Origin of the sequence: Clostridium sp. (assembly GCF_029258205.1) — a bacterium.
In the GTDB taxonomy this organism is placed as follows: domain Bacteria; phylum Bacillota; class Clostridia; order Clostridiales; family Clostridiaceae; genus Sarcina.
This window is the reverse complement of the sequence record NZ_JARHZJ010000004.1, coordinates 80,271-102,974: the sequence shown is the minus strand read 5'-3', so window position 1 is coordinate 102,974 and position 22,704 is coordinate 80,271. Positions and strand designations below refer to the sequence as shown.

At 26.1% G+C, this 22,704-nt stretch carries 18 protein-coding genes and 1 other RNA gene; 15 read left to right on the top strand and 4 right to left on the bottom strand.

Annotation, left to right across the window (positions count from 1 at the left end; genetic code table 11):
• The first annotated feature begins 10 nt into the window (after positions 1 to 10).
• The 3 genes from rnpB (at position 11) to Q1J60_RS00690 (ending at position 2,952) form a co-directional block, all read left to right on the top strand.
• Positions 11 to 357: RNase P RNA component class A (gene rnpB / locus Q1J60_RS00700), an RNA gene on the top strand.
• A gap of 518 nt (positions 358 to 875) precedes the next feature.
• Positions 876 to 1,886 (top strand): phosphodiester glycosidase family protein, encoded by a 1,011-nt coding sequence (locus Q1J60_RS00695; RefSeq protein ID WP_300257153.1) that lies wholly within the window; start codon positions 876 to 878, stop codon positions 1,884 to 1,886.
• Between the two features lie 16 nt (positions 1,887 to 1,902).
• Entirely contained in the window at positions 1,903 to 2,952 is a 1,050-nt protein-coding gene (locus Q1J60_RS00690; RefSeq protein ID WP_300257150.1) for a hypothetical protein, read from the top strand.
• A 186-nt stretch (positions 2,953 to 3,138) separates the two neighbouring features.
• Here Q1J60_RS00690 and Q1J60_RS00685 read toward each other — a convergent pair whose 3' ends face one another.
• Positions 3,139 to 4,374: an aminopeptidase gene (locus Q1J60_RS00685; protein WP_300257147.1), complete on the bottom strand. Its 1,236-nt coding sequence runs from the start codon at positions 4,372 to 4,374 to the stop codon at positions 3,139 to 3,141.
• An 81-nt stretch (positions 4,375 to 4,455) separates the two neighbouring features.
• A complete protein-coding gene (locus Q1J60_RS00680; RefSeq protein WP_300257145.1) occupies positions 4,456 to 4,971 on the bottom strand; it encodes a hypothetical protein in 516 nt (171 codons plus the stop codon).
• 240 nt (positions 4,972 to 5,211) lie between these two features.
• Between Q1J60_RS00680 and glsA the strand changes: the two genes are divergently transcribed.
• The 12 genes from glsA (at position 5,212) to Q1J60_RS00620 (ending at position 21,159) form a co-directional block, all read left to right on the top strand.
• Positions 5,212 to 6,129 (top strand): glutaminase A, encoded by a 918-nt coding sequence (gene glsA, locus Q1J60_RS00675; RefSeq protein ID WP_300257142.1) that lies wholly within the window; start codon positions 5,212 to 5,214, stop codon positions 6,127 to 6,129.
• Between the two features lie 138 nt (positions 6,130 to 6,267).
• Positions 6,268 to 8,865, top strand: coding sequence for a DNA polymerase I (gene polA / locus Q1J60_RS00670; protein WP_300257139.1), 2,598 nt, complete (start codon positions 6,268 to 6,270; stop codon positions 8,863 to 8,865).
• Positions 8,866 to 8,881: 16 nt separating this feature from the next.
• Positions 8,882 to 9,478: a dephospho-CoA kinase gene (gene coaE / locus Q1J60_RS00665; protein ID WP_300257137.1), complete on the top strand. Its 597-nt coding sequence runs from the start codon at positions 8,882 to 8,884 to the stop codon at positions 9,476 to 9,478.
• Positions 9,479 to 9,490: 12 nt separating this feature from the next.
• Entirely contained in the window at positions 9,491 to 10,036 is a 546-nt protein-coding gene (locus tag Q1J60_RS00660; RefSeq protein WP_300257134.1) for a lytic transglycosylase domain-containing protein, read from the top strand.
• 51 nt (positions 10,037 to 10,087) lie between these two features.
• A complete protein-coding gene (locus Q1J60_RS00655; RefSeq protein ID WP_300257131.1) occupies positions 10,088 to 11,200 on the top strand; it encodes a glycosyl hydrolase family 8 in 1,113 nt (370 codons plus the stop codon).
• 281 nt (positions 11,201 to 11,481) lie between these two features.
• Positions 11,482 to 12,078, top strand: a complete 597-nt coding sequence (locus Q1J60_RS00650; protein WP_300257128.1) for a hypothetical protein — start codon at positions 11,482 to 11,484, stop codon at positions 12,076 to 12,078.
• A 122-nt stretch (positions 12,079 to 12,200) separates the two neighbouring features.
• Complete coding sequence (locus Q1J60_RS00645; protein ID WP_300257125.1) at positions 12,201 to 13,121, top strand: alpha/beta fold hydrolase; 921 nt, start codon at positions 12,201 to 12,203, stop codon at positions 13,119 to 13,121.
• A gap of 120 nt (positions 13,122 to 13,241) precedes the next feature.
• Positions 13,242 to 14,177 (top strand): tetratricopeptide repeat protein, encoded by a 936-nt coding sequence (locus Q1J60_RS00640; RefSeq protein WP_300257122.1) that lies wholly within the window; start codon positions 13,242 to 13,244, stop codon positions 14,175 to 14,177.
• Positions 14,178 to 14,297: 120 nt separating this feature from the next.
• A complete protein-coding gene (locus Q1J60_RS00635; RefSeq protein WP_300257121.1) occupies positions 14,298 to 16,205 on the top strand; it encodes a sensor histidine kinase in 1,908 nt (635 codons plus the stop codon).
• Positions 16,174 to 18,207, top strand: coding sequence for a sensor histidine kinase (locus Q1J60_RS00630; protein ID WP_300257119.1), 2,034 nt, complete (start codon positions 16,174 to 16,176; stop codon positions 18,205 to 18,207). Before Q1J60_RS00635 ends, Q1J60_RS00630 begins: the two co-directional genes overlap by 32 nt.
• Positions 18,208 to 18,252: 45 nt before the next feature.
• Complete coding sequence (locus Q1J60_RS00625; protein WP_300257115.1) at positions 18,253 to 18,750, top strand: TspO/MBR family protein; 498 nt, start codon at positions 18,253 to 18,255, stop codon at positions 18,748 to 18,750.
• A gap of 246 nt (positions 18,751 to 18,996) precedes the next feature.
• Entirely contained in the window at positions 18,997 to 21,159 is a 2,163-nt protein-coding gene (locus tag Q1J60_RS00620) for a type IA DNA topoisomerase (RefSeq protein WP_300257112.1), read from the top strand.
• Positions 21,160 to 21,560: 401 nt separating this feature from the next.
• Here the strand turns inward: Q1J60_RS00620 and Q1J60_RS00615 are convergent, their stop codons facing one another.
• Together Q1J60_RS00615 and Q1J60_RS00610 are read right to left on the bottom strand one after the other, a co-directional pair.
• Positions 21,561 to 22,271: an LrgB family protein gene (locus Q1J60_RS00615; protein WP_300257109.1), complete on the bottom strand. Its 711-nt coding sequence runs from the start codon at positions 22,269 to 22,271 to the stop codon at positions 21,561 to 21,563.
• Complete coding sequence (locus Q1J60_RS00610; protein ID WP_300257107.1) at positions 22,255 to 22,641, bottom strand: CidA/LrgA family protein; 387 nt, start codon at positions 22,639 to 22,641, stop codon at positions 22,255 to 22,257. The genes Q1J60_RS00615 and Q1J60_RS00610 overlap by 17 nt, the downstream gene beginning before the upstream one ends.
• Positions 22,642 to 22,704: the final 63 nt, after the last annotated feature.

Here is a 22,704-nt window from a genome sequence, read left to right as displayed (position 1 = left end):
ATTAATCGTGCGAGTAAGCCAGACAATCGCTGCTAGTCTTAGAACTAGGAGAGGAAAGTCCGAGCTCCATAGGGCAGGATGCTGGATAACGTCCAGTGGAGGTGACTCTAAGGATAGTGCAACAGAAATAAACCGCCTAGATTTATCTAGGTAAGGATGGAAAGGTGAGGTAAGAGCTCACCAGGGTATAGGTGACTATACTGCTATGTAAACCCCATCTGGAGCAAGACCAAATAGGAGGACATATAGGGGTTGCCCGTCCCGTCCTCGGGTGTGTCGCTTGAGCCTATCGGTAACGGTAGGTCTAGATAGATGATTGTCAAATACAGAACTCGGCTTATAGACTTATCTCGTATTTATAAAACACTAGGTTGTAATACCTAAGTGTTTTTTTATTTTACAAAAAAATATACTTATAGTTTATTTCCTTATTAACTTTAATCTTACAGTATTAATTTAATTTTATTGGATATATCTAATATAGGAGATTACAAACTTGAAAGGAATTCGTAATTTAGAAAGATATGAATTTATAACTAATAAATTCATAAGTGTTTTGTAAGAATTTAAAGGAGTTGAAACAAATGAGGAAAGTATTTGAGATTATAAAGGTTATATTTTTTGTTTTGTTTTTAGGTTATGACGAAAGAAAATTTAATTTATAAAATATATAGTCATATTAATAGTTATTTATGAATAAATTATGAGAATTTTAAAAAAAATAGATAATTTTAATAAATAAAATAGAACTTTGTACTAATATTATATTAAAAATAATGTATAATAGATAAGTGATATTTTAAAAACAATCGAATGTAAGGGTTAGTTGGTTTGATTACAGAGTAAATTTAATTATTTTAAATTAAGGAGGAAAAATGGGGAGAAATAATAAAAAGAAGAGGAGAAGTAAAAAGAAGTGGAAGACTATAGCAATATTTATTGCTTTTGAATTTATATTCACTGCTGTTACAGCACCTTTTATACTTTTATATGGACCATTTCAAAATGCTAAAAGGACATACGTAGGAGCAGCAATGACTAGTTTTAGTCATCAGTGGATGGCAACTACATTTTTATCAGATGAAAAAATTAATCAGATATTAACTTCTAATATTGATGATACAAATATAAATACAAATCATAAAAATACTAATACAAATGTTAATTTACCAACTAAACATGATAATAGTATAGAATTATACTCTTTTGAAAACTTTAAATATAGCGGATATTATATAGTGGTAAAAGATCCTACTAGGGTAAAAATAGGGGTTTCTAAATATCTTGGAGAAGAAGGACAAACTACATCAGAGATTGCTAAGGAAAATAATGCCGTTGCAGCAATAAATGGGGGAGCTTTTACAGATAAATCTAGTACGGCTCAATGGACTGGGAATGGCGGAACTCCTGCTGGAATAGTTATGTCAGAAGGAAAATTAGTTTATAAAGATGTTCCAGATGATGAAAAAATTGAGCTTGTTGGAATAACAAAAGAAGGAAAAATGATTGCAGGTATGTATTCATTTAATAATCTTAAAGAATTAAATGTTAAAGAAGCTGTAAGTTTTGGACCTGTTTTAGTTAAAGAAGGAGAACCTACACCTATGAAAGGTGATGGTGGATGGGGAGTTGCTCCAAGAACTGCTATTGGACAAAGAGCTGATGGATCAATAGTAATGTTAGTTATTGATGGTAGAAGTTTAACAAGTGGAGGAGCTACTTTAAAGGAACTACAGGAAGTATTGTTAAATACTTGTAATGTAGTTACGGCTATAAACCTTGACGGAGGTAAATCAACGACTATGTACTTAAATGGAAAAGTAATAAATAATCCAGCATCAAATGTAGGGGAAAGATCTATTCCTTCAGCAGTAATAGTAAAATAACAAAGAGGAGAATTTTATGGATAAATTAAAGCAATTTTTAAAGTGGGGATTATTGTCCGTAATTTTACAATGCTTAGTTTTATTTGCTTTTGATAAATTTTATTTTAAGTTAAATTCTGATGTAAATGTAAAAGCTATAGATATAGCTAGTCAAAATACAAAAGAGAATAATGATGTAAAATTACCAGGGCGTATGACAGATAAGAAGATATCTTATGATGGAGAATATGTAGCATATTTAAATGATAATAATGAACTTAAGGTATTTAATACTCTTAAAGAGGATGAAAGTAATATTGCTATAGATAATGAAAAAGCATCCTATTATACTTGGCTTAAAGATAGAAATAGACTTCTTGTAATTACAGATATTAAATATAATAATAAAAAAAATACAGTTAATTTATATTCTATTGATGTAGATGCCAATAAAACTAAGAAAATTGAGCTTGGCAATATAAATTCTTCTTATAAAGTTAATGAGATAACAGCTTCAACTAAAACTGGAGTTATATACATTGAATTTAGCAATGAAGATACAAAAGAGTCTATAGTTAAGAGAATAGATAATAATGATGATGTAACTGATGTAAATATAGTAACTAATTCACCAGGAAATATTGAAATAATGCCAAGAGCAGATAGATTAGTATATGATAGTGAAAAAGAATCTGGAATATATCTTACACAACCAAATAAAAAATTAGGAATTAATCCAATATATAAAGTTAGACTTTTAGGTGTTGATGAAACTGGAAATATATACTTTGGTGAAATGAAAGATAATAAAGTATTTAAAATAGTTTATGGAAATGTAGAAAAGCCAATTGATACTTGGAATAAAATACCTCTAGAAAAAAATCTAGAGTTAAATAATATCTATATAGGAAAAGATGGAGAAATATACGTTTTAGAAGGAGAACAAAAAATTATTAAAGATATTAAAAATGGTAAAGAGTACAAATATGAAGGTGACTTTTTACAAATGTATTCTAATGGATTTGCAACAGTTATAAATGGAAATAAACTTCATAGAGTATATTTTGATTCATACCAAAATAAGTAGTGAAAATATTAGATATAATATAAAAGAAATTTAAAATGATTAACATAAAAAAGGCGAAGAATACTTTACATTAAATAAGTTATTCTTTGCCTTTTTAAATTTAGATTAGCATAGATTTTAATATTATAGTTAGAATATAAAGTATAATAATATATTAAATGTGGCTTAATCATATATAGTTAAACATTAAAATGCCCAATTACCATCTTTAAATACTGGAATTTCAATATTATCGTGAGTTAGACCTGTGATTTTTAAATCCTTAGTTCCTATCATAAAATCTACATGAGTTAATGAATCATTAGCGCCAGCTTTTTCAAGTTCTTCATTAGTCATATTTTCACCATTTTTTATGCATAAAGAATATGCTTTACCAAAAGCTAAGTGACAAGAAGCATTTTCATCATATAGAGTGTTGAAGAAAATTATTCCTGAATTTGATATAGGAGAATTGTAAGGAACAAGAGCAACCTCTCCTAAGTATTTAGCGCCTTCATCAGTGTCTAAAAGATGTTTTAAAGTATCGTATCCTTTTTCAGCTGTAAAATCAACAACTTTTCCATCTTTGAAAGTAACTGAGAAATTATCTATTAAATTTCCACCATAGTTTAAAGGTTTAGAACTAAATACTGTTCCATTAACTCCAAACTTAGAAGGCATAGAGAATACTTCCTCTGTAGGCATATTAGCTATAAATTCAACTCCATCTTGAGTGTATTCAGCTCCACCAGCCCAAAGATGATTTTCAGGTAATTCTATAGTTAAATCAGTTCCAAGTGAATTTTCAAAATGAAGTGATTTTAAATTCTTTTCATTTAGATAATCCATATGGTACTTTAAAATTTCTTTATGTTTATTCCAAGCTTCAACAGGATTATCTGCATCAACTCTAACTATTTTAAAGATTTCATTCCATAATTTATCTACTGCTTCTTCTTCAGATAAATCAGAGAAAACTTTTTTTGCCCAAGCTTTAGTTGGAATGGAAACTATTGACCATGCATTTTTATTGCTCATTAATAGTTCGCTAAACTCTTTTAAAGCTGTACTTGATGATTTTCTAAATGCTGCTATTTTAGCAGGATCTATATTTTTTAGAAGTTCAGGGTCAGAGGCAGAAATACTTAAGAAGCAAGCTCCTTCTTTAGCATAGCTTAATCTTGATTCTTTCATCCAATCTGGGAAGTTTTCAAAAACTTCTAATGGAGAATGTTCATATTTAATTTTGCCGCATATTTCATCACTCCATTGAACAACAACATCCTTTGCTCCTTTTTCATAAGCAGATTTAACAAGCATTCTTGTAAAGTCTGCACATTCTACAGGAGATGATATAACAAGTGTTTGACCTTCTTGAACATTTACTCCTATGTGAGTAGCTAATTTAGCATAATTTTCTAACAGGCTTTCAAATTTGTTCATAATATCAGTCCTTTCTTTACAAATTCTTACCATCATTATAATCCAGTAAAACTTATAAAACAATTAATTAAAAAGATTATTTTACAAAAGTCCATTTATTTTCATTAAAAGGTCATAATATAAGTCTCCTTCTTGAGAAGTACAGCCATAATCAATTAAATAATAGTTATCATTTATAATTCCCCAAGAACTATGAACATATAAATCTTCTTTAAATAGAAAATATTTTTCTCCAAGGTCATAAATATCCTTCTCAATAGAACTTTCTTCACGCAATTCCTTTAAATCAACAAAAGTTTTTCTTCTTATATTAGGGAAAACCTCAGCTCTAGGCATTATTAAAACTCTTTTATTATAAAGTAATACAGGACATAAATATCTTTTTAGCTTATAAGAAGCATTTTTAAAAATATATGATTCAACAAAATTTTGATGGAGACCATCTTCATCTTTAGCAACTTTAACAACTAAATTTTTATTTAAAGCAAAAACTTTTCTTGCTATTCCTTCACCTAAAAAAGTAAATCTTTTTTTATATTCTTTCATTGGAAGATTGGTTAGATATTTCATAAGTATATTGATATCATCTATATCCATAATAAAAAAACCTCAAAGCTTTTTATTATATATTCTATGAAGCAACTTTAATAAAAGTTGCTTGAAGTAATATATTATTGAGATAATAAACATAAATTACTAATATTTTTTATTTTATTATACATAAAAAGTAAAAGTATTTTAAAAGATTTATAATAATTAGTTGAAAATGTTATAATGTTTATATATTAATTATATTAAGTCATTAAATAAAAAATTAGACTAAGGAGCGGAACAAAAGTGGAAATTTTTCTTGAGAGTTTAATAGAAAATAATAGAGAATATGTTGAGCATGGAAAACTGGCATCTTATATTCCAGAATTAGAAAAAGCTAATAAAGAAGATTTGGGTATATATATAGTTACTCTTGATGGAAAAGAGGTAGGTGCAGGAGAATATGAGAAGAAGTTTACTATTCAGAGTATATCAAAAGTAATAACTTTAATGCTTGCAATATTAGATAATGGAAAAGATAGAGTTTTTTCAAGAGTAGGGGTTGAACCAACTGGAGATAGCTTTAACAGTATAGTAAGTTTAGAGAGAAAGCCTTCTAAAAAACCTTTTAATCCTATGGTTAATTCAGGAGCTATATTAACTACATCTTTAATTGAAGGTAATAGTGAGGAAGAGAAGTTTGAGAGAATTTTAGAATTTACTAGAAAAGTAACAGGAAATAATAATATTCAATTAAATGAAGATGTTTATTTATCTGAAAAGGAAACTGGAGATAGAAATAGAGCTTTAGCATACTTTATGAAAAGTAATGGAGTTATAGAAGGAAATATAGATAATATATTAGATTTATATTTTAAACAATGTTCTTTAGAAGTTAATGCTAAAGATTTAGCTAGATTTGGTGCTATGCTTGCTAATGATGGGGTATTACCTTGGAATGGAGAAAGAGTAATATCTAGAGAAATTTGCAGAATAATAAAAACAATAATGGTTACTTGTGGTATGTATGATGATTCAGGTAAGTTTGCTGTACATATAGGAATTCCAGCTAAGAGTGGAGTTGGTGGCGGAATAATGGCTGCTGTTCCAAGAAGAATGGGAATAGGTATTTTTGGACCTTCTCTAGATGATAAAGGAAATAGTATAGCAGGAACACATGTTTTGAAGGATTTATCTGAGGAATTAGATTTAAGTATTTTCTAAGATATGTTAATATTATTAGAACTAATGGGAAAAATCATTAAAAGAGATGATTATTTATAAGTTTTACTATAGAAAGACTTTATATAATATAGTAGGTAACTAGAATGTTAGATTAATAGAATATATTGGAGGATTAGAATGAAAAGATTATTGATATTAGACGGGAACAGTCTTTTAAATAGAGCCTTTTATGCTGTTCCTTTATTAAGCAATAGTGAAGGAACTCATACAAATGCTATTTATGGTTTTACAAATATGCTTTTTAAGATGAGAGAGGATATAAAACCTGATTATATAGTTTGTACTTTTGATAAAAAAGCACCAACTTTTAGACATTTAGAGTATGGGGATTATAAGGCTGGAAGAAAGAAAATGCCTCCTGAGTTAGCAGAGCAATTTCCTATTGTTAAGGAAATGCTAAAGTTATTTTCAATAACAACTTATGAATTAGATGGATTCGAAGCTGATGATATTATAGGAAGTTTAGCTAAGTTTGCTGAAAGTGAAGGAATCGAAGTTTATATTATGACTGGAGATAAGGATGCACTTCAACTAGCTGCTAAGGATATAAATGTATGTATAACTAAAAAAGGTGTTTCTGAAATAGAAGTTTATAACTATGACAGAATGATTGAAGAGTATGGAGTGACTCCTACTCAGTTTATAGATGTTAAAGGACTTATGGGCGATAAATCTGATAATATTCCAGGAGTACCAGGAGTTGGAGAAAAAACAGCATTTAAATTAATTAAAGAGTATGGATCAGTAGAGGATGTTTTAGAAAATATAGATAACATAAGTGGTAAAAAGTTAAAAGAAAATTTAACTGAATACAGCGAGCAAGCTATATTCTCTAAAAAATTAGCTACGATTATGACTAATGTTCCTATAGATTTTGATTTAGATGAGATTAAATCAAAGGATGATTATAATAAAGATCAGTTAAAAGCTTTATTTACTAAGCTTCAAATGAAATCTATATTAGATAAGTTATCAAATGGAGAAGAAGAGCCAGAAATAGAAGTTAAAATAACTAATATAGAAAATAATAAAGAATTAGAAGTGTTATTTAAAAACATAAAAGAGGAAGTATATATTAATTTTACTTATTTAAATAAAGAAAAGTATTCTACTATAGAGATTGATAAAATATTTATTAATTATGATGGTAAAAATTATTTGATTAATTTTAAAGAATTAGCCAAAGAAGATATAAATATTAAAGTATTTAAAGAATTTTTTGAGAATGAAGATATATTAAAAAATGGTTATAGTATAAAAAATGCCTTAACAGCTTTAAAGAAATTAGGAATAGAAGTTAAGGGATTAGCTTTTGATTGTGAATTAGCAGCATATTTAATAGATTCATCTAAGGGAGAATACTCTCTTTTATCATTAATAAATAACTATCTTTCAAAATTCCCTAATGTAAAAGATGGAGAGGAAGATTTAGTTGGAATTTTATTTATGAAAGAGTTAACTTTAGTTTTAAAGAAAAAGATAGAAGAAGAAAAAATGGAAAGATTGATGTATGATATTGAGCTTCCTCTAGAATCAGTTCTATCGTCTATGGAATCAATAGGATTTAGAGTAAATAAAAATATTTTAGATGAGTTATCTATTAAGTTTAAAAGAGAGTTAGATGAAACACAAAAAGAAATATTTAACCTTGCAGATGAAGAATTCAACATAAATTCGCCTAAGCAATTAGGTAAGATATTATTTGAAAAATTAGATTTACCAGTTATAAAGAAAACAAAAACTGGATATTCAACTAATGCAGAAGTTTTAGAAAAGCTTAAGGATAAACATCCTATAATAGAAAAAATAACATATTTTAGACAACTTTCAAAAATATATTCAACTTATGTTGAGGGGTTAAAGGCGGTTATAGATACAGATGGTTCTATACATTCAACATTTAATCAAACTGTAACTACTACAGGTAGACTTTCATCAACAGAGCCTAATCTTCAAAATATACCTATAAAATATGAAATGGGTAGGGAAATAAGAAAGGTGTTTATACCAAAAGAAGAGGGCGATTTGTTAATATCAGCTGACTACTCACAAATAGAACTTAGAGTTTTAGCTCATATTTCTGGTGATGAAAATATGATAAATGCATTTAATCATCATTCAGATATACATACTAAGACAGCTGCTGAAGTGTTTAAAGTACCTGTTGAGGAAGTAACTCCATTGATGAGAAGTAGAGCTAAAGCCGTAAACTTTGGTATAGTATATGGAATAAGTGATTTTAGTCTTTCACAGGATTTAAATATTCCAAGAAAAGAAGCTAAAGAATATATGGATATATATTTTGAAAGATATCCAAAAATTAAAGAGTATATTTCTAAGGTTATTCACGAGGCTCAAACAAAAGGATATGTATTAACTATGTTAAATAGAAGAAGATATATACCAGAGGCAAATGCTTCAAATAAAATAGTAAAAGCTTTAGGAGAAAGACTTGCAATGAATGCTCCAATACAAGGGACAGCAGCTGATATAATAAAGCTTGCTATGGTAAATGTATCTAATAAGTTAAAAGAATTAAATTTAAATAGTAAGTTAATATTACAGGTTCATGATGAACTTATAATAAATGTTGTCAAAGGAGAATTAGATATTGTTAAGAAACTTCTTAAAGAGGAAATGGAAAATACAATTAAATTAAGTGTACCGTTAGATGTAGATGTTAATGTTGGAGAAGATTGGTATAGGTTAAAATAAGGAGGGTACTGATTCTATGATTAAAGTAGGCCTTACAGGAGGCATATGCTCAGGTAAAAGCACTATTTCTTCTATGATAAAAGAGGCAGGGATAAAAGTTATAGATGCAGATATTATTGCAAGAGAAGTATTAGAAAAATACCCAGATATACTTTTAAGGGTAAGAGCTACTTTTGGAGGTCATTTCTTTGATTGGAGAGGTGATTTTAGAAGAAGAGAGTTTGGTAACCATATTTTTAGATTTCCAAAGGAAAGAATAAAATATGAAGAAATAATAATGCCTTATATAAAAGAGGAAATAGAAATTAAACTTAAAGAATATGAAAAAACTAACACTAAGTTAGTAGTTATAGATGGAGCAACATTAATAGAAAATGATATGCATAAGGATATGGATATGATTGTTCTAGTTTGGGTAGATAAAAGTAGCCAAATAGAAAGAATGGGATTTAGAGATAGACTTAGTAAAGGTGAAGCTATAAATAGAATAAATTCTCAATTAAGTCTTGAAAGAAAAAAAGATTATGCTAACATAATAATTGATAATAGTGGTAATTTAATTAAAACAAAGGAACAAGTTGATGATTTGTTAGAATTTTTTACTTTATATTAGTAGGAGAGTTAAATGAAGAAAATTATAAGGCTATGTATACTTATTTTAGTGATATGTTTTCTATTTTTAGGGAGTGGATATATATTAAAAAATATTATGTTTCCACTAAAATATATGAATTATGTAGAGAAATATAGTAAAGAATATAATTTAGATCCTTATTTTGTTATGGCAGTTATGAAAGCAGAAAGTAACTTTGATGAAGAGGCTAAATCTAATAAGGATGCAAGGGGGCTTATGCAAATTACCACCTCTACTGGAAAATGGATAGCTGAAAAACAAGGAATTATTGATTTCAATACCGATTTATTATTAGAGCCAGAAGTTAATATAAGGTTTGGATGTTGGTATTTAAATAATCTCTATAAAGAATTTGGAAATTGGGATCTTGTAATTGCAGCTTACAATGCTGGAAGAGGTCGGGTTCAAGAATGGCTTAATAGTAATGAACATTCTAACGATGGAAAAAATCTTACTCATATACCATTCAAAGAAACTGACAAATATGTTAAGAAAGTAAATGTATATTACAAAATATATAGGTCACTTTATTCTTAAGTGACCTATATATTTTAATATACTATGGATAAAGCTTTGGGAGGAAATGTTTTGAAAAAATGGCTAATAGCTATAAGTGGTATTTTAATAATTTCTATTGGAATATTATTTTTTAATAGAGAATATTTAAAACCAGTATATATGGATATTAATTGGGATGATAATTTTAATCCGCCAGAAGAAAAAATGCTTTTTGACTTCATAGAGAAGGATTTAAGTAAAAGTGGATATGGAATATATACAAATTATATAGATAAGAGTTCGGAGGGAGATATAACTAAAGGGCACTCAGTATTATCAGAATCAGAGGGACTTATGATGTTATATTCAGTAAATGCTAATAATAGAGAATTATTTGATCAGCATTTTGATATAGTAAAAGGAATGAGACTAAAAAATGGACTTATTAGTTGGAGAAAAGAAGGAAATGAAAATTCTACTTCATCTGCAACAATAGATGAACTTAGAATAATAAAAGCTCTTCTTTTAGCTAATAACAGATGGGATAGTTTTTATTATAAATTTTATGCTATAAATATTGCTAATTCTTTACTTAAGCATGCAGAAGAAAAGGGAACCTTAGTAGATTATATAGATAACTATGGAAAAGGTAATACAACTACTTTATGCTATTTAGATTTACCTACTATGAAATTATTGAGTCAAGTAGATAAGAAATGGGAAGGTATTTATGAAAAATCTAAAAGCATAATAGAAAATGGAAAAGTATCTGAAGAAATTCCTTTATACAGAAAAGTATTCTATCAAGAAACTGAAAAATATGATGAAGAAGAAAATATTGATTTATTATTATCTACAATAGTAATTTTAAATAGAATTGAAGCTGGAGAAAATGAGGGATCATCTATTAAATGGATAAAAGAAAAGTTTAAGAAAGATGGATTCTTAGTAGCTACCTATAATACTAAAAATGGAGAGGCTACATCACAGATTGAATCTCCATCAATATACTCTAATGTAGCTTTAATAGCAAATTACATTGGAGATAAAGAGTTATTTAACAAGGCTATAGATAAATTAAAATATTATCAAATAAAAAATAAGGATAGTGTACTTTATGGTGGATTTGGAGATGAAAAGACCAAAAGTGTATATTCTTTTGATAATTTAAATGCTTTATTAGCTTTTCAAAAATATAAGTAATAAGATAACAATATTGTTCATATAAGTATAATGGGCAATATTTTATGTAGATATAGTGAAATGGAAGACACGATATCTTGAGGGGGTATTACTCTAAGAGTGTGAGGGTTCAAGTCACGCTATATGCACCAAGTTAAAATTATGATGTATTAAATAAGAATATGATTAAAGTTTTCATATAATTGTTCAAGATGACTAATTTCTTAATTTAGAAATTAGTCATTTTTTATTATAAAAAATGTATAATATAGTATTAAGCACTTATTAATAAGAGGAGTAAAATGAGTAAAAATTTTGATTATAGCCTTAAAGATATAAGTAGTAATTTAGAAAAATCTTTAAAAGAAGCAAAATTATTAGGGGAAGGCCATAATGGTGTAGTATTTCTCCTTAAAAATAATAGAGTCATAAAAATTTTTAGAAGAATGAGTGTTTGGAAGGATGAAAGGAGTATATTAAAACGAGTTAGAAAGTCTAGATTTTTTCCAAGAATATATGAAACTAAGCCAGGTTATATTATACGAGAATATGTTGGGGGGGTTAGATTAGATAAGTATTTAAGAAGAGGAAATTTAGATGAGGAACTATGTAAGGAATTGTATTTAATGATTTTAGAATTTGAAAGGTTAGGATTTAAAAGAATTGATATAAGGTGCAAAGATATATATATACAAGATGATTATACTCTTAAAATAATAGATCCTAAAAATAACTATAAAAAGAGAGTTTCATTTCCAAGACATCTTTTTAAAGGTCTTTTTAAAAGAGATGAATTAAATAGATTTTTAAATTATGTAGCAGAAATTGATAAAAAAAGAGCACGGATATGGAGAGAAAAATTTGAAATTTATGCAGAGGATAAAAATTTGTTAATATAATATTAATAAGTTGATAAAAAATAGTAAATCACTTAAAGGAGATGTTTAAAGATTTTAGATTAAGTAGTATCTTAGTATTAAGAAGAACTTTATACTATATAGTCTAAAAGGAGTTGATATCTTTGAGAGAGAATTTTATATTTAAAGATTATGAAGGAGTAGAATTACAAGGATATAAATGGAGTAATGGCAGTGAATTTAAGGCAGTGGTACACATATTACATGGAATGACAGAAGATGCTATTAGATATGATGAATTTGCAGAAAAACTTGTTGAAGCAGGATTTTTAGTGTATGCTCATGATCATAGAGGGCATGGATTTACAGCGAAAGATTTAGATTCTCTAGGATATCAATCTGAGAATGATGGCTTCCAATGGATGATTGATGATGCTAAAACTTTAATAGAGTCTTCTAAAGAAAAACACAAAGGATATAAAATAATACTTTTTGGACATAGTATGGGATCTTTTGTAAGTCAGAGGCTAGTTGAAGAATATAATGATTTAGTAGATGTATTAGTTTTATCAGGAACTAATGGTGAGCCAGATAAGTTAGCCCCACTTGGAGAATTTGTAGCTCAAGTAGAAATGTCATTAAAGGGAAGAGAACATAAAAGTAAACTTATGGATAAGTTGATTTTTGGAGGCTTTAATAAGAATTTTAAACCAAATAGGACAGATTTTGATTGGCTTTGCAGTGTAGAAAGTGAAGTGGACAAGTATATAGAAAATGAAAGATATGGTTTCATATGTTCAAGTTCATTTTATTATGATTTGTTAAGAGGAGTAAGAAGCATACATAAGGTTGAAAATATGAGTAGAATAAATAAGGAAATGCCTATATATATTTTTGGTGGAGATAAAGATCCAGTAGGTAATTTTGGTAAAGGTGTAATCAACTTAAGAGATAAATTGAAAGAATTTGGAGTGAAAAATATTCAATATAAGTTATATGAAAATGGAAGACATGAAATGTTAAATGAAAAAAATAAGTTAGAGGTTATGGAAGATACTATTGAATGGATGTTGAAAAATATTTAAAAGATATATATAATTAATTAGAGTATTAATTAGGAGTGTGTCAAAATTTTGATACCTCCTTTTTGCTTTATGTAAGTTCACATGATTTTGACATAATACATTAGAAAAATAGGTGATGATATGGACAATAACTATAGAGTTATAGATAATTATATACGTAGTGGTGATAAAGCTCATGATGAAGGAAATTTAATAAAAGCTTTAAATTATTATTTAAGAGCAGAGGAACTTCTAGAAGGAGAAAAAGATATTGATTTAATAATAAGTATAGCTTTAATGTTAGATGAGTTAGGAGATACTAAAAAGGCTAAAGAAAAGTATGAAGAAGCTTTAAGTATAAATAGTTTTGAAGTTAGAGCTTATTATGGATTAGCTGTAATTTATGATGAAAAAGAGGAGTATGTAAAGGCTATAGAATTATATAAAAAGGCTATTAGTATAAATCCAGTTTATGATAGAGCTATATTCTTCTTAGCAAATGCATTAGATAATATTGGTGATAAGGAAGGTGCAATAGAGTATTATAAAAAGATAATAGAGTTATGTCCAGAAGATTTTTGGGCTCATATAAATTTAGGGTCTATATATGAAGAAAGAGATATGCTTCAAGAGGCATATAGAATGTTTTCTAAAGCACTTCAAATAGATGGAGAACACTATTTGGCGCTTTTTAATATGGGAGTAATATATAAGCGATTAAATGTATATGATAAAGCTAAAAATTTTTATGAGAAAGCCATTAAAAAGAATTTTGGTTATGCTTTTTCATTCTTAAATTTGGCAGTTATATATAAGGAAGAAAATAATATAGAAAAAGGAATAGAGATATTATCACTAGGTTTAAGATTTAATCCAGAAAATCATTTTTTATATTATAATAGAAGTTGCTTTAAGGCTATTTTAGGAAAAGATTTAGAGGATGCTACAGAAGATTTAATTAAAGCTGTTGAATTTTATCCAGAATTTATGAAATATATAAATAAAGATAATGATTTAATTGAGGTAAGAAATAATAATAAGTTTAAAAGTTTCTTAGAGAGCTTAGATATTGGATGATGCCAATATCTAAGTTTTTTTTATTACAATTAAATGCAATAATTTACAAAAAAATAAAAAAAATACTTTATTTTTTGTGATAATGTATATTTATATGGTTGTATTTAAGGGGGAAAAATATTGGAGTGTATAGAAAATGATTATATGTATTTAAAACTTAGTAAAGTTAGAATTTTAATTGATGTTTTTATATGGGTAGCAATTATTTTATATACGGTATACTTTTTAAATCCACGTACAGCTCTTTATTTATCTACAATTGTTGAAACTATATTAGTATTTGCTATAACATTTATTGCAACAACTGTATTTAAGTTTTCTAATAAAAAGATTTTCAAATTAATAAGTATTTATTTATTATTGGTTGCTATATTAAATTTTAATACACTTGTTTATTTAATAACTTTAGGTGGAGAAAAAGAAATATTTGAATGTTTAAATTTCAAACCTAGTGCTATTTGTATTATTTTAGAAAGTATATATTGTTTTATGATAACAGCACATGTTAAGGAAATAGATTTAAATATAAAGGTAATCGTTTATTTTTTAACTATAATATCGTTAGTTAGTATATTTTTTTTTGATATAAGTGTTTTTTGGTTATTATCAACAGTACTTCTTTTAGTAATTTTATATGTTTTAAGAAGCTTTAAGCTTTTTAAAATTAATTTATTAAATTATTTAAAGTTATTTGTTCTAATAAATTTAGCATTAATAATATTAGATTTCTTATCATATATACTAAGTTTAGAAGCTTTTATATTACTAGGTGATATATTAAAAATATCAATATACTTCATTATATATGTATGGATTTCAGATATACTTATTAGAAAACCATACGAAATTTTGTATGAGGATATAATTGATAAAAATAAAAAGCTTAAAATGTTAAATAAAAGGATGGAAGAAAGTAATAATGAATTAAAAGAGTTTAATAAGCAATTAAAAGATAAGGAAAGTTATTTTAAGAATTTTTTAGATAATGCTCCTATGTCTATAGTAGTTGTAAATAATGATAATTATAGAATTTTTAACACAAATAAAAGGTTTTTATATGAATTAAATTTAAAAAATAAGAGAGAGATAATAAACAAAAATTTATTTAAAATAATAGATATTGATAATAAATATGAACTATTAATAACAAAAAAAGGAGAAGCTTCATTTGTTACTTCTGGAATAGAAGTTTTTTGGCGTTTAGAAATTTTGCTACAAGTAAATGGTTATTTAATAATCTCAATGAAAAATATAACTGAATTGAAGTGTTCAGAAAAAATAAAAGATAATTTAAGAAAAAGAACCTTAGAAGAACAAATAAAAAATGATTTTTTATCAAGTATTTCTCATGATTTAAAAACACCTATAAATGTTATATATTCATCAGTTCAAGTACAGGAAAAGTTTTATAGTAATCAAAATATTAAAAAATTAGATTATTATAATCAAGTTAATAAAGAAAATTGTATGATTTTAATGAGGTTAGCTAACAATTTAATTGACTCATCAAAAATTGATTATGATTATTTAAAACCTAACGTTAAGATTCATAATATAGTAACATTAATTGAAGATTCTATAGGAAATTTAGCAGAATATATAAAAGAGAAAAATTTAACTTATGTCTTTGATACCAATGAAGAAGAAGTATATGTTAAGTGTGATCAAGAGTTTATTCAAAGAATTAGTTTAAACTTAATTTCAAATTCAATAAAGCATACAAAGGAAGGTGGAATTGGAATAGAGATTAAGGCAAAGAAAAGTAAAGTTGTCATTAGTTTTACAGATACGGGAGAAGGTATGGACAAAGAGTTTATAGAAAAGGCTTTATTAAGATATAGTAAAGGAAATAAAAAAGAGGTGAAAAATAAAAGTACAGGAATTGGACTATATATTGTTAAGAATTTAGTTGAATTGCAAAATGGAACTATAAATATAAATTCAATTAAAGATACAGGAACAAATATAAGGTTGGAATTTAATAGGGAGAAAAACTGTGGAATACAAAGTAGAATACGAAAATCCTAAATTACAATATTATATATTAAGACTTATATATATACTAATAATACTATTGGCAGTATTTTTTATAAAAGAAGAAAATTATGTTATGTTTTATAAATTTTTAAATTTGTCTTCAGTAATAATGTTAGGAACTTCATTATTAATAGCAATTAGTAATATAGATAAGGAGAAAAACTTAGTTTCTTTTACTATCATAGGGATTTTTTGGCTTGCAAATTCAGAGATATTTTCTTTATTTGTTTCATTCGATTTATATGTAATAGATAAGATGTTAACTTATAAATTAATAGATATATTATTTAAGTATTTTATTATATTTTTAATAATTTTAGGTAAGAAAAAGAATACGGTATCAAAAAAAATAAATATTATTTTGCTAATATTAAATATTACTTTTAATATTATTTATTTCATGGTAATTAATAGTACAAAATTAATGAGAGCTTTTATTAAATATATATATACAAATAATATTATGTTTATATTTGTTGTTATTTTATTTGTATTATTACTAATAGTTACTGTTTCTGATGAAGAAAATACATCTGATAAATTTGTTTATTATTTAATTGCATATATATTGTTGTTTTCATTAGGAAACATTATTTTTTTAAATAATCTTAATGATTTAAAAAATATTAATTTATTAGGAGTTTTTTTTAGCCAGATATTAGATTTATCAGCTTATTATATTTTGGTAGAAGGTATAATAAGATTTTCTTTAAATAATAGTTTTAATAATATAAATAGGATAATGCTCTTTAAAAGAGAGGAGTACAATAGAAATAAAAGATATTTACAAAAAAAAATAGATGAATTAAAGGAATTAGAGTATCTTTTAGATAGAGAAGAATTATTATTTAATAAAATTATATCTACAATTGGAGATTATACATTTATTTTTAAGGATGAAAAATTATTTTATTTAAACAACGAAGCCTTAGAGTTTTTAAAAATTAAAAATAGAGAATCTATATTATTTGAAAGTATGGAAGTTTTATATGAAAAAATTTTAGAAAAGCAAGTTTATTTAAAAGAGCAAGAAAGTGTAGATTCTTATAAAGAAATAATTTTTAAAAATACTAATGGGGGATATTCTAATGGCGAGTTTTTTAAAATACCTTTTGGAGATAATTATAAAATTATTATTATAAATGATATTACTAAAAAGAATAATGCTTTAATGATAAATAAGTATTTAAAAGATAAATTAGAAGAAGAAAATATAAAGGTAGAATTTTTTACTAATATATGTCATGAATTAAGAACTCCTATAAATGTAATAAGTTCTGCTCTTCAATTAAATAGTTTAAATATAGCAAATCAAAATATTAATTCAGTAGAAAGAAATAACTTAGTAATTAAACAAAATTGTTTAAGGCTTATACGAACCATAAATAATTTTATTGATGCTAATAAAATATCAGAAGGACAGATAGAAACAAATATTATGGTTATTAATGTAGTTGAAGTTGTTGAAAATATATTGGATGCATCTGCAGAATATATAAATAAGAAAAAAATAAATTTTGTTTTTGATCCAGATTTTGAAGAAATATTTATGTCTATTGATAGTGAGTTTTTAGAAAGAATAATATTAAATCTATTATCAAATTCAGTTAAGTATGGAAGAGAAAATGGAAATATATATATAAAAATATATTTTCAAGAAAAAGATCTTGTAATAATGATAGAAAATGATGGGGTTGCTATAAGTTATGATGAGCAAAAATACATTTTTGATAAATTTACTAAGAGTAATAAGGCTTTAAATAGAACTCAAGAAGGAAGTGGTTTAGGACTCTATATAAGTAAATCTCTTATGAAAATGCAAGGTGGAGATTTAAAGTTAGAAATATATGAGGGCTATGGTAATAGATTTAAATTATATTTTTATGATGTAGATTTATTTAAGGAAACTGAAAGAACAGAATATATCTTTAATAACAATTACTATAATTTAAAGGAAAAAGCTGAAATTGAATTTTCTGATATATACATATAATATATATCAAAAGGAATACATATAATTACCTAAGAGGTGATTTATGTGAATATATTTAAGGTTAATGGAAAATTTAATTTAGGTGATTTAATAATAAGTTTGTTAATAACTTTAGGTGGAGGATATGTTATTGGAAAGTTTAATGAGGAGAGTGTACAAGTATATGGTGCATTAAATAAACCTTGGTTTAGTCCGCCAGCTATAGTTTTTCCAATAATATGGACTATTTTATATATACTTATGTCAATATCTGCATATAGGATATTTTTAAGGCATAAGCAAGGAGAAAAAACTAAGTCAGCACTTTGGGTTTATATAATACAACTTGTATTAAATTTTGCTTGGAGTATAATATTTTTTTACTTTAAACTATATGGATTAGCATTTATAGAACTAATAATACTATTAATCTTTATAATTATAACTACAATTAAATTTTTTAAGTTTGATAAAATAGCAGGATTTCTTATGATTCCTTATATAATATGGGTTTCTTTTGCTGGAGTATTAAATTTCTTTGTGTGGATGTTAAATGAAATGTAAGTTGAAAATCCCTTTTATTTTATATTATAATAAATAATGTTTTGAGTTTGATTTTTAATATATTTTAGATAAATTAATGGAGCTGTATCAAGATAACTTAGTAAAACTTATAATTAAATACTAAGTTTTGAGACAGCCCTTATTATTTTAATAAAGTGAAATAAATTTTTAAATCTGTCAAAGATATATAAGAGGATAGTGAATAAAATTTAATATAATAAAAGGATTATAATTAGGAGTGATACTTTGAAAAAGGTAATAATTGCAGAAAAACCATCTGTTGCTAGAAATATTGCAGATGCTTTTAATATAAAAAAGAGAAAAGATGGATACTTTGAAGGCGAAAAATATCTTATAACATGGGCTTTCGGACACTTGTTGCAGTTATTTGATGCAAAGGATTATGATGAGAATATGAAGGGATGGAGAATGGAAAAATTTCCTTTTATACCAGAAGTTTTTAGATATAAAATAAAACAAGATTCTTTAAATAGAAATATGATTGATAAGGGTGCTGAAAAGCAAATAAAGGTAATAAAAGGACTTATAGATAGAGAAGATGTAGATGGAATAATTTCTGCTACTGACTTTGATAGAGAAGGACAAGTAATTGCAGATGAAATTTTCCTATATTTTAATGAAAAGAAACCAGTCTATAGACTTTTATTAAATGAATGGACACCAGATGAAGTTAAAAAAGGAATGGAAAAATTAAAACCTAATAAGGAAATGCAATCTCTTCAAGATGCTGGTATAGGAAGACAATGGGCAGATTGGATAATAGGTATAAATTTAACTTCTGTGACCACAATAAAATATAAATTAAATGATGGACAGATTTTAAATATAGGTAGAGTGCTTTTGCCTACTTTAAAAATAATTTATGACAGAGATAAGGAAATAGAAAATTTTAAATCAAGTGCATATTATAAGCTTAATGGTATCTTTAAGACTTCAAAAAATGAGGAGTTTGAAGGAATTTATTACGAAAATAATTCAGAGAAATTTGAAGATAAGAAGATTTTAGATGAGATTAAAGAAAAGATAAAGGATAAAAATGCTGAAATAATTGAAAAGCAAACAGAAAGAAAAAAAGAATATCCACCATTTTTATTTAATCTTTCTAATCTTCAAGGATACATAACAAGTAAATATAAAGGATGGACTTCAGATAAGGTTTTAAAAGTAGCTCAATCTTTATATGAAAAAAAGTTTATAACTTATCCTAGAACAGGAAGTATGGCTTTAGAGGAAAGCTTAGTTGATAGAACTAGAAATGTTTTAGAAAAACTTAAGGTTGGCTTACCTTATGAAGAACAAATAAAGTTTGTTCAAAATAAAAGGGTTTTTGATAATTCGAAAGTTGAGAGCCATAGTGCCATAGTTCCAACTTATATTAAACCTAACAATTTAACTCAAGATGAAAGAGTAGTTTATACAGCAGTTAAAAATAGATTTCTTATGCAATTTATGCCTGTAGCTGAATTTGAGGAAACAAAAATAACTTCTAAGATAAATAATCCAGAAGTTAAGGGAGTATTTATTTCAAAGGGAAAAGTTCAGCTTATAGAAGGATGGAGAGTTGTTGAAAAAATAGATAGTAAAGATACAATTCTTCCAATGGTAAATGAAAAAGAAATAGTTGACTTAGTAGATAGTAAAATAAATAAGGTTACTAAAAAACCACCTAAAAAGCATACTGAAAAGACATTACTTAGAGTTATGGAAACTTGTGGTAAGAGTTTTAAAGAAGATGCAGAGGAAGATAGTGAAGAAATGATGGCTTCAATACTAAGTGGATTTAGCATAGGAACACCTGCTACTAGAGCTGAAACAATTAAAAAGCTTAAAGATGTAGGATATATTACTACAAAAGGGAAAAGTTTAACTTGTACAGAGCTTGGTAGAACAATAGTTGAAATATTTCCTGTTAAGGAGCTTCTAGATTTAGAATACACAGGAAGATTAGAAAAAACTCTTTCAGATATAGAAAGAGGTAAGGTTAAAAAAGAAGATTTCTTAAATCTTATAAAGAACTTTACTATAGATGGAGTTAATGCTATAAAAAATGATGATTCCATGGCAAAACATTTTAAATTAGAGGCGCCAGAAGGAGTGGAGGTTTTAGGTAAATGTCCTAACTGTGGAAATCCTGTTATAGAAGGAGAAAGAGGATTTGGATGTGTTAACTGGAAAAATGGATGTAAATATACCATATGGAAAAATGATAAGTATATAGCCTCCTTTGGAAAACAAGTAACATCTCAGATGGTAAAACTTCTATTAGCTAATGGAAAAGTTGGATTTAGAAATTTAAAAAGTAAAAAAGGAAATACTTTTGCAGCATACTTTATATATGAAAAAGATGAAGAAAAAGGCTATTTCACATGGAGAATGGAATTTATTTAAGAAAATATATCTAGGAGTTGTATAAAAACAACTCCTTTTTTAGTTAAGAGGAAAAATTTAAAATTTTAGTTGTAATCGAAATTAAATTTGTAAGATAATTTTTATAAATCTTTTTCTTGTAGGCTAAAAAACTCATTTTCTATAGCAAATAAAATTCTTCTACCTTATTGTGGAGGAAGTCATTTAGGTATAACAACACTTTTAAAAGTTTTATTTAAAATCTCTTTGGCATTATTATTATAAACTTATATGTTAAAATTTTATAAGGTTTCAAAAGTAGTATTTTCAGTTGTATTTAAGAAATAAGCATCTATAAATAGCATATTATCTTTTTTAAATAATTGATTTATTATCAGATTGAAAGTTTTTTCAGTGGTGAAGGCTTGTAATATCATCACTGTTTAGACAAATTTTAATATTAATGCAGATAGCATATATATTGGTGGAGCAAGGAAAACTGTTATTAAGCCAGCAACACCTATAGATAATGAACTCATAGCACCATGAGTTTCGCCTATTTCTAAAGCTTTAGTAGTTCCAACGGCATGGGCAGCTGTTCCCATAGAAACTCCCATAGCAACTTCATGTTCAATTTTAAGTAATTTACATACCATAGGAGCTATAATTGCACCTGTGATACCAGTTATTATTACTGCTATAACTGTTATTGAAGGTATTCCACCAAGTCCACTAGATACTTCAACTCCGATTGGTGTTGTAACTGATTTAGGAACTAAAGAAGCAATAAGTTCATGATTTATTCCTAAGAAATATCCCATTATTATAACACAACACATAGAAGCAAAGCTTCCAACTATTATTCCTGTCATTATTGGTACAAAATGACTTTTTAAAAGTTGCAACTGTTTATATAAAGGTACTGCTAAAATTACAGTTGCAGGTCCTAAAAATGAATTTATAAAATTACCACCAATATTATAAGTTTTAAAACTTATATGGCATGAAACTAAAACTCCAATTACAATAGAAATTGCGATTAATAAAGGATTTAGTATTGGAATTTTAGTCTTTTTGTATATGGTCATACCAATTTCAAAAGCAAAAAGAGTTAATAAAATTCCAAACAAAGGGTTATTAACAATGGTATTCATTAATTTCATCTCCTAATAGTTTTTTTTCTTTTCTTCTTATTAAAGCTTGAACAACTAAACCTGTAACTCCTATTACAACAAAAGTTGAGGATATGCAAATAAATAATAATTTAAGAACATTTCCCTCTAATAATCCAACAGATGTCATAAGTCCAACCCCTGCAGGAACAAAGAAGAAGGCTAAATGATCTAAGAAGAATTGAGCAACAGAATCAATAGCTTCTACTTTAACAACTTTAGTACATAGTAAAACTAATAATATTAACATTCCTATAATATTTCCAGGTACACTATGTATAAAACTTTTAGAAATAAATTCGCCTAAGAAGTATATAAATATGACAATAAGCATTTCTCTTAAAAGTTTCACTAGATAATCACTTCCTTTTTTGTAAAAAAAATATAAGGAACAGCTTTTAAAGTTCCTTATACA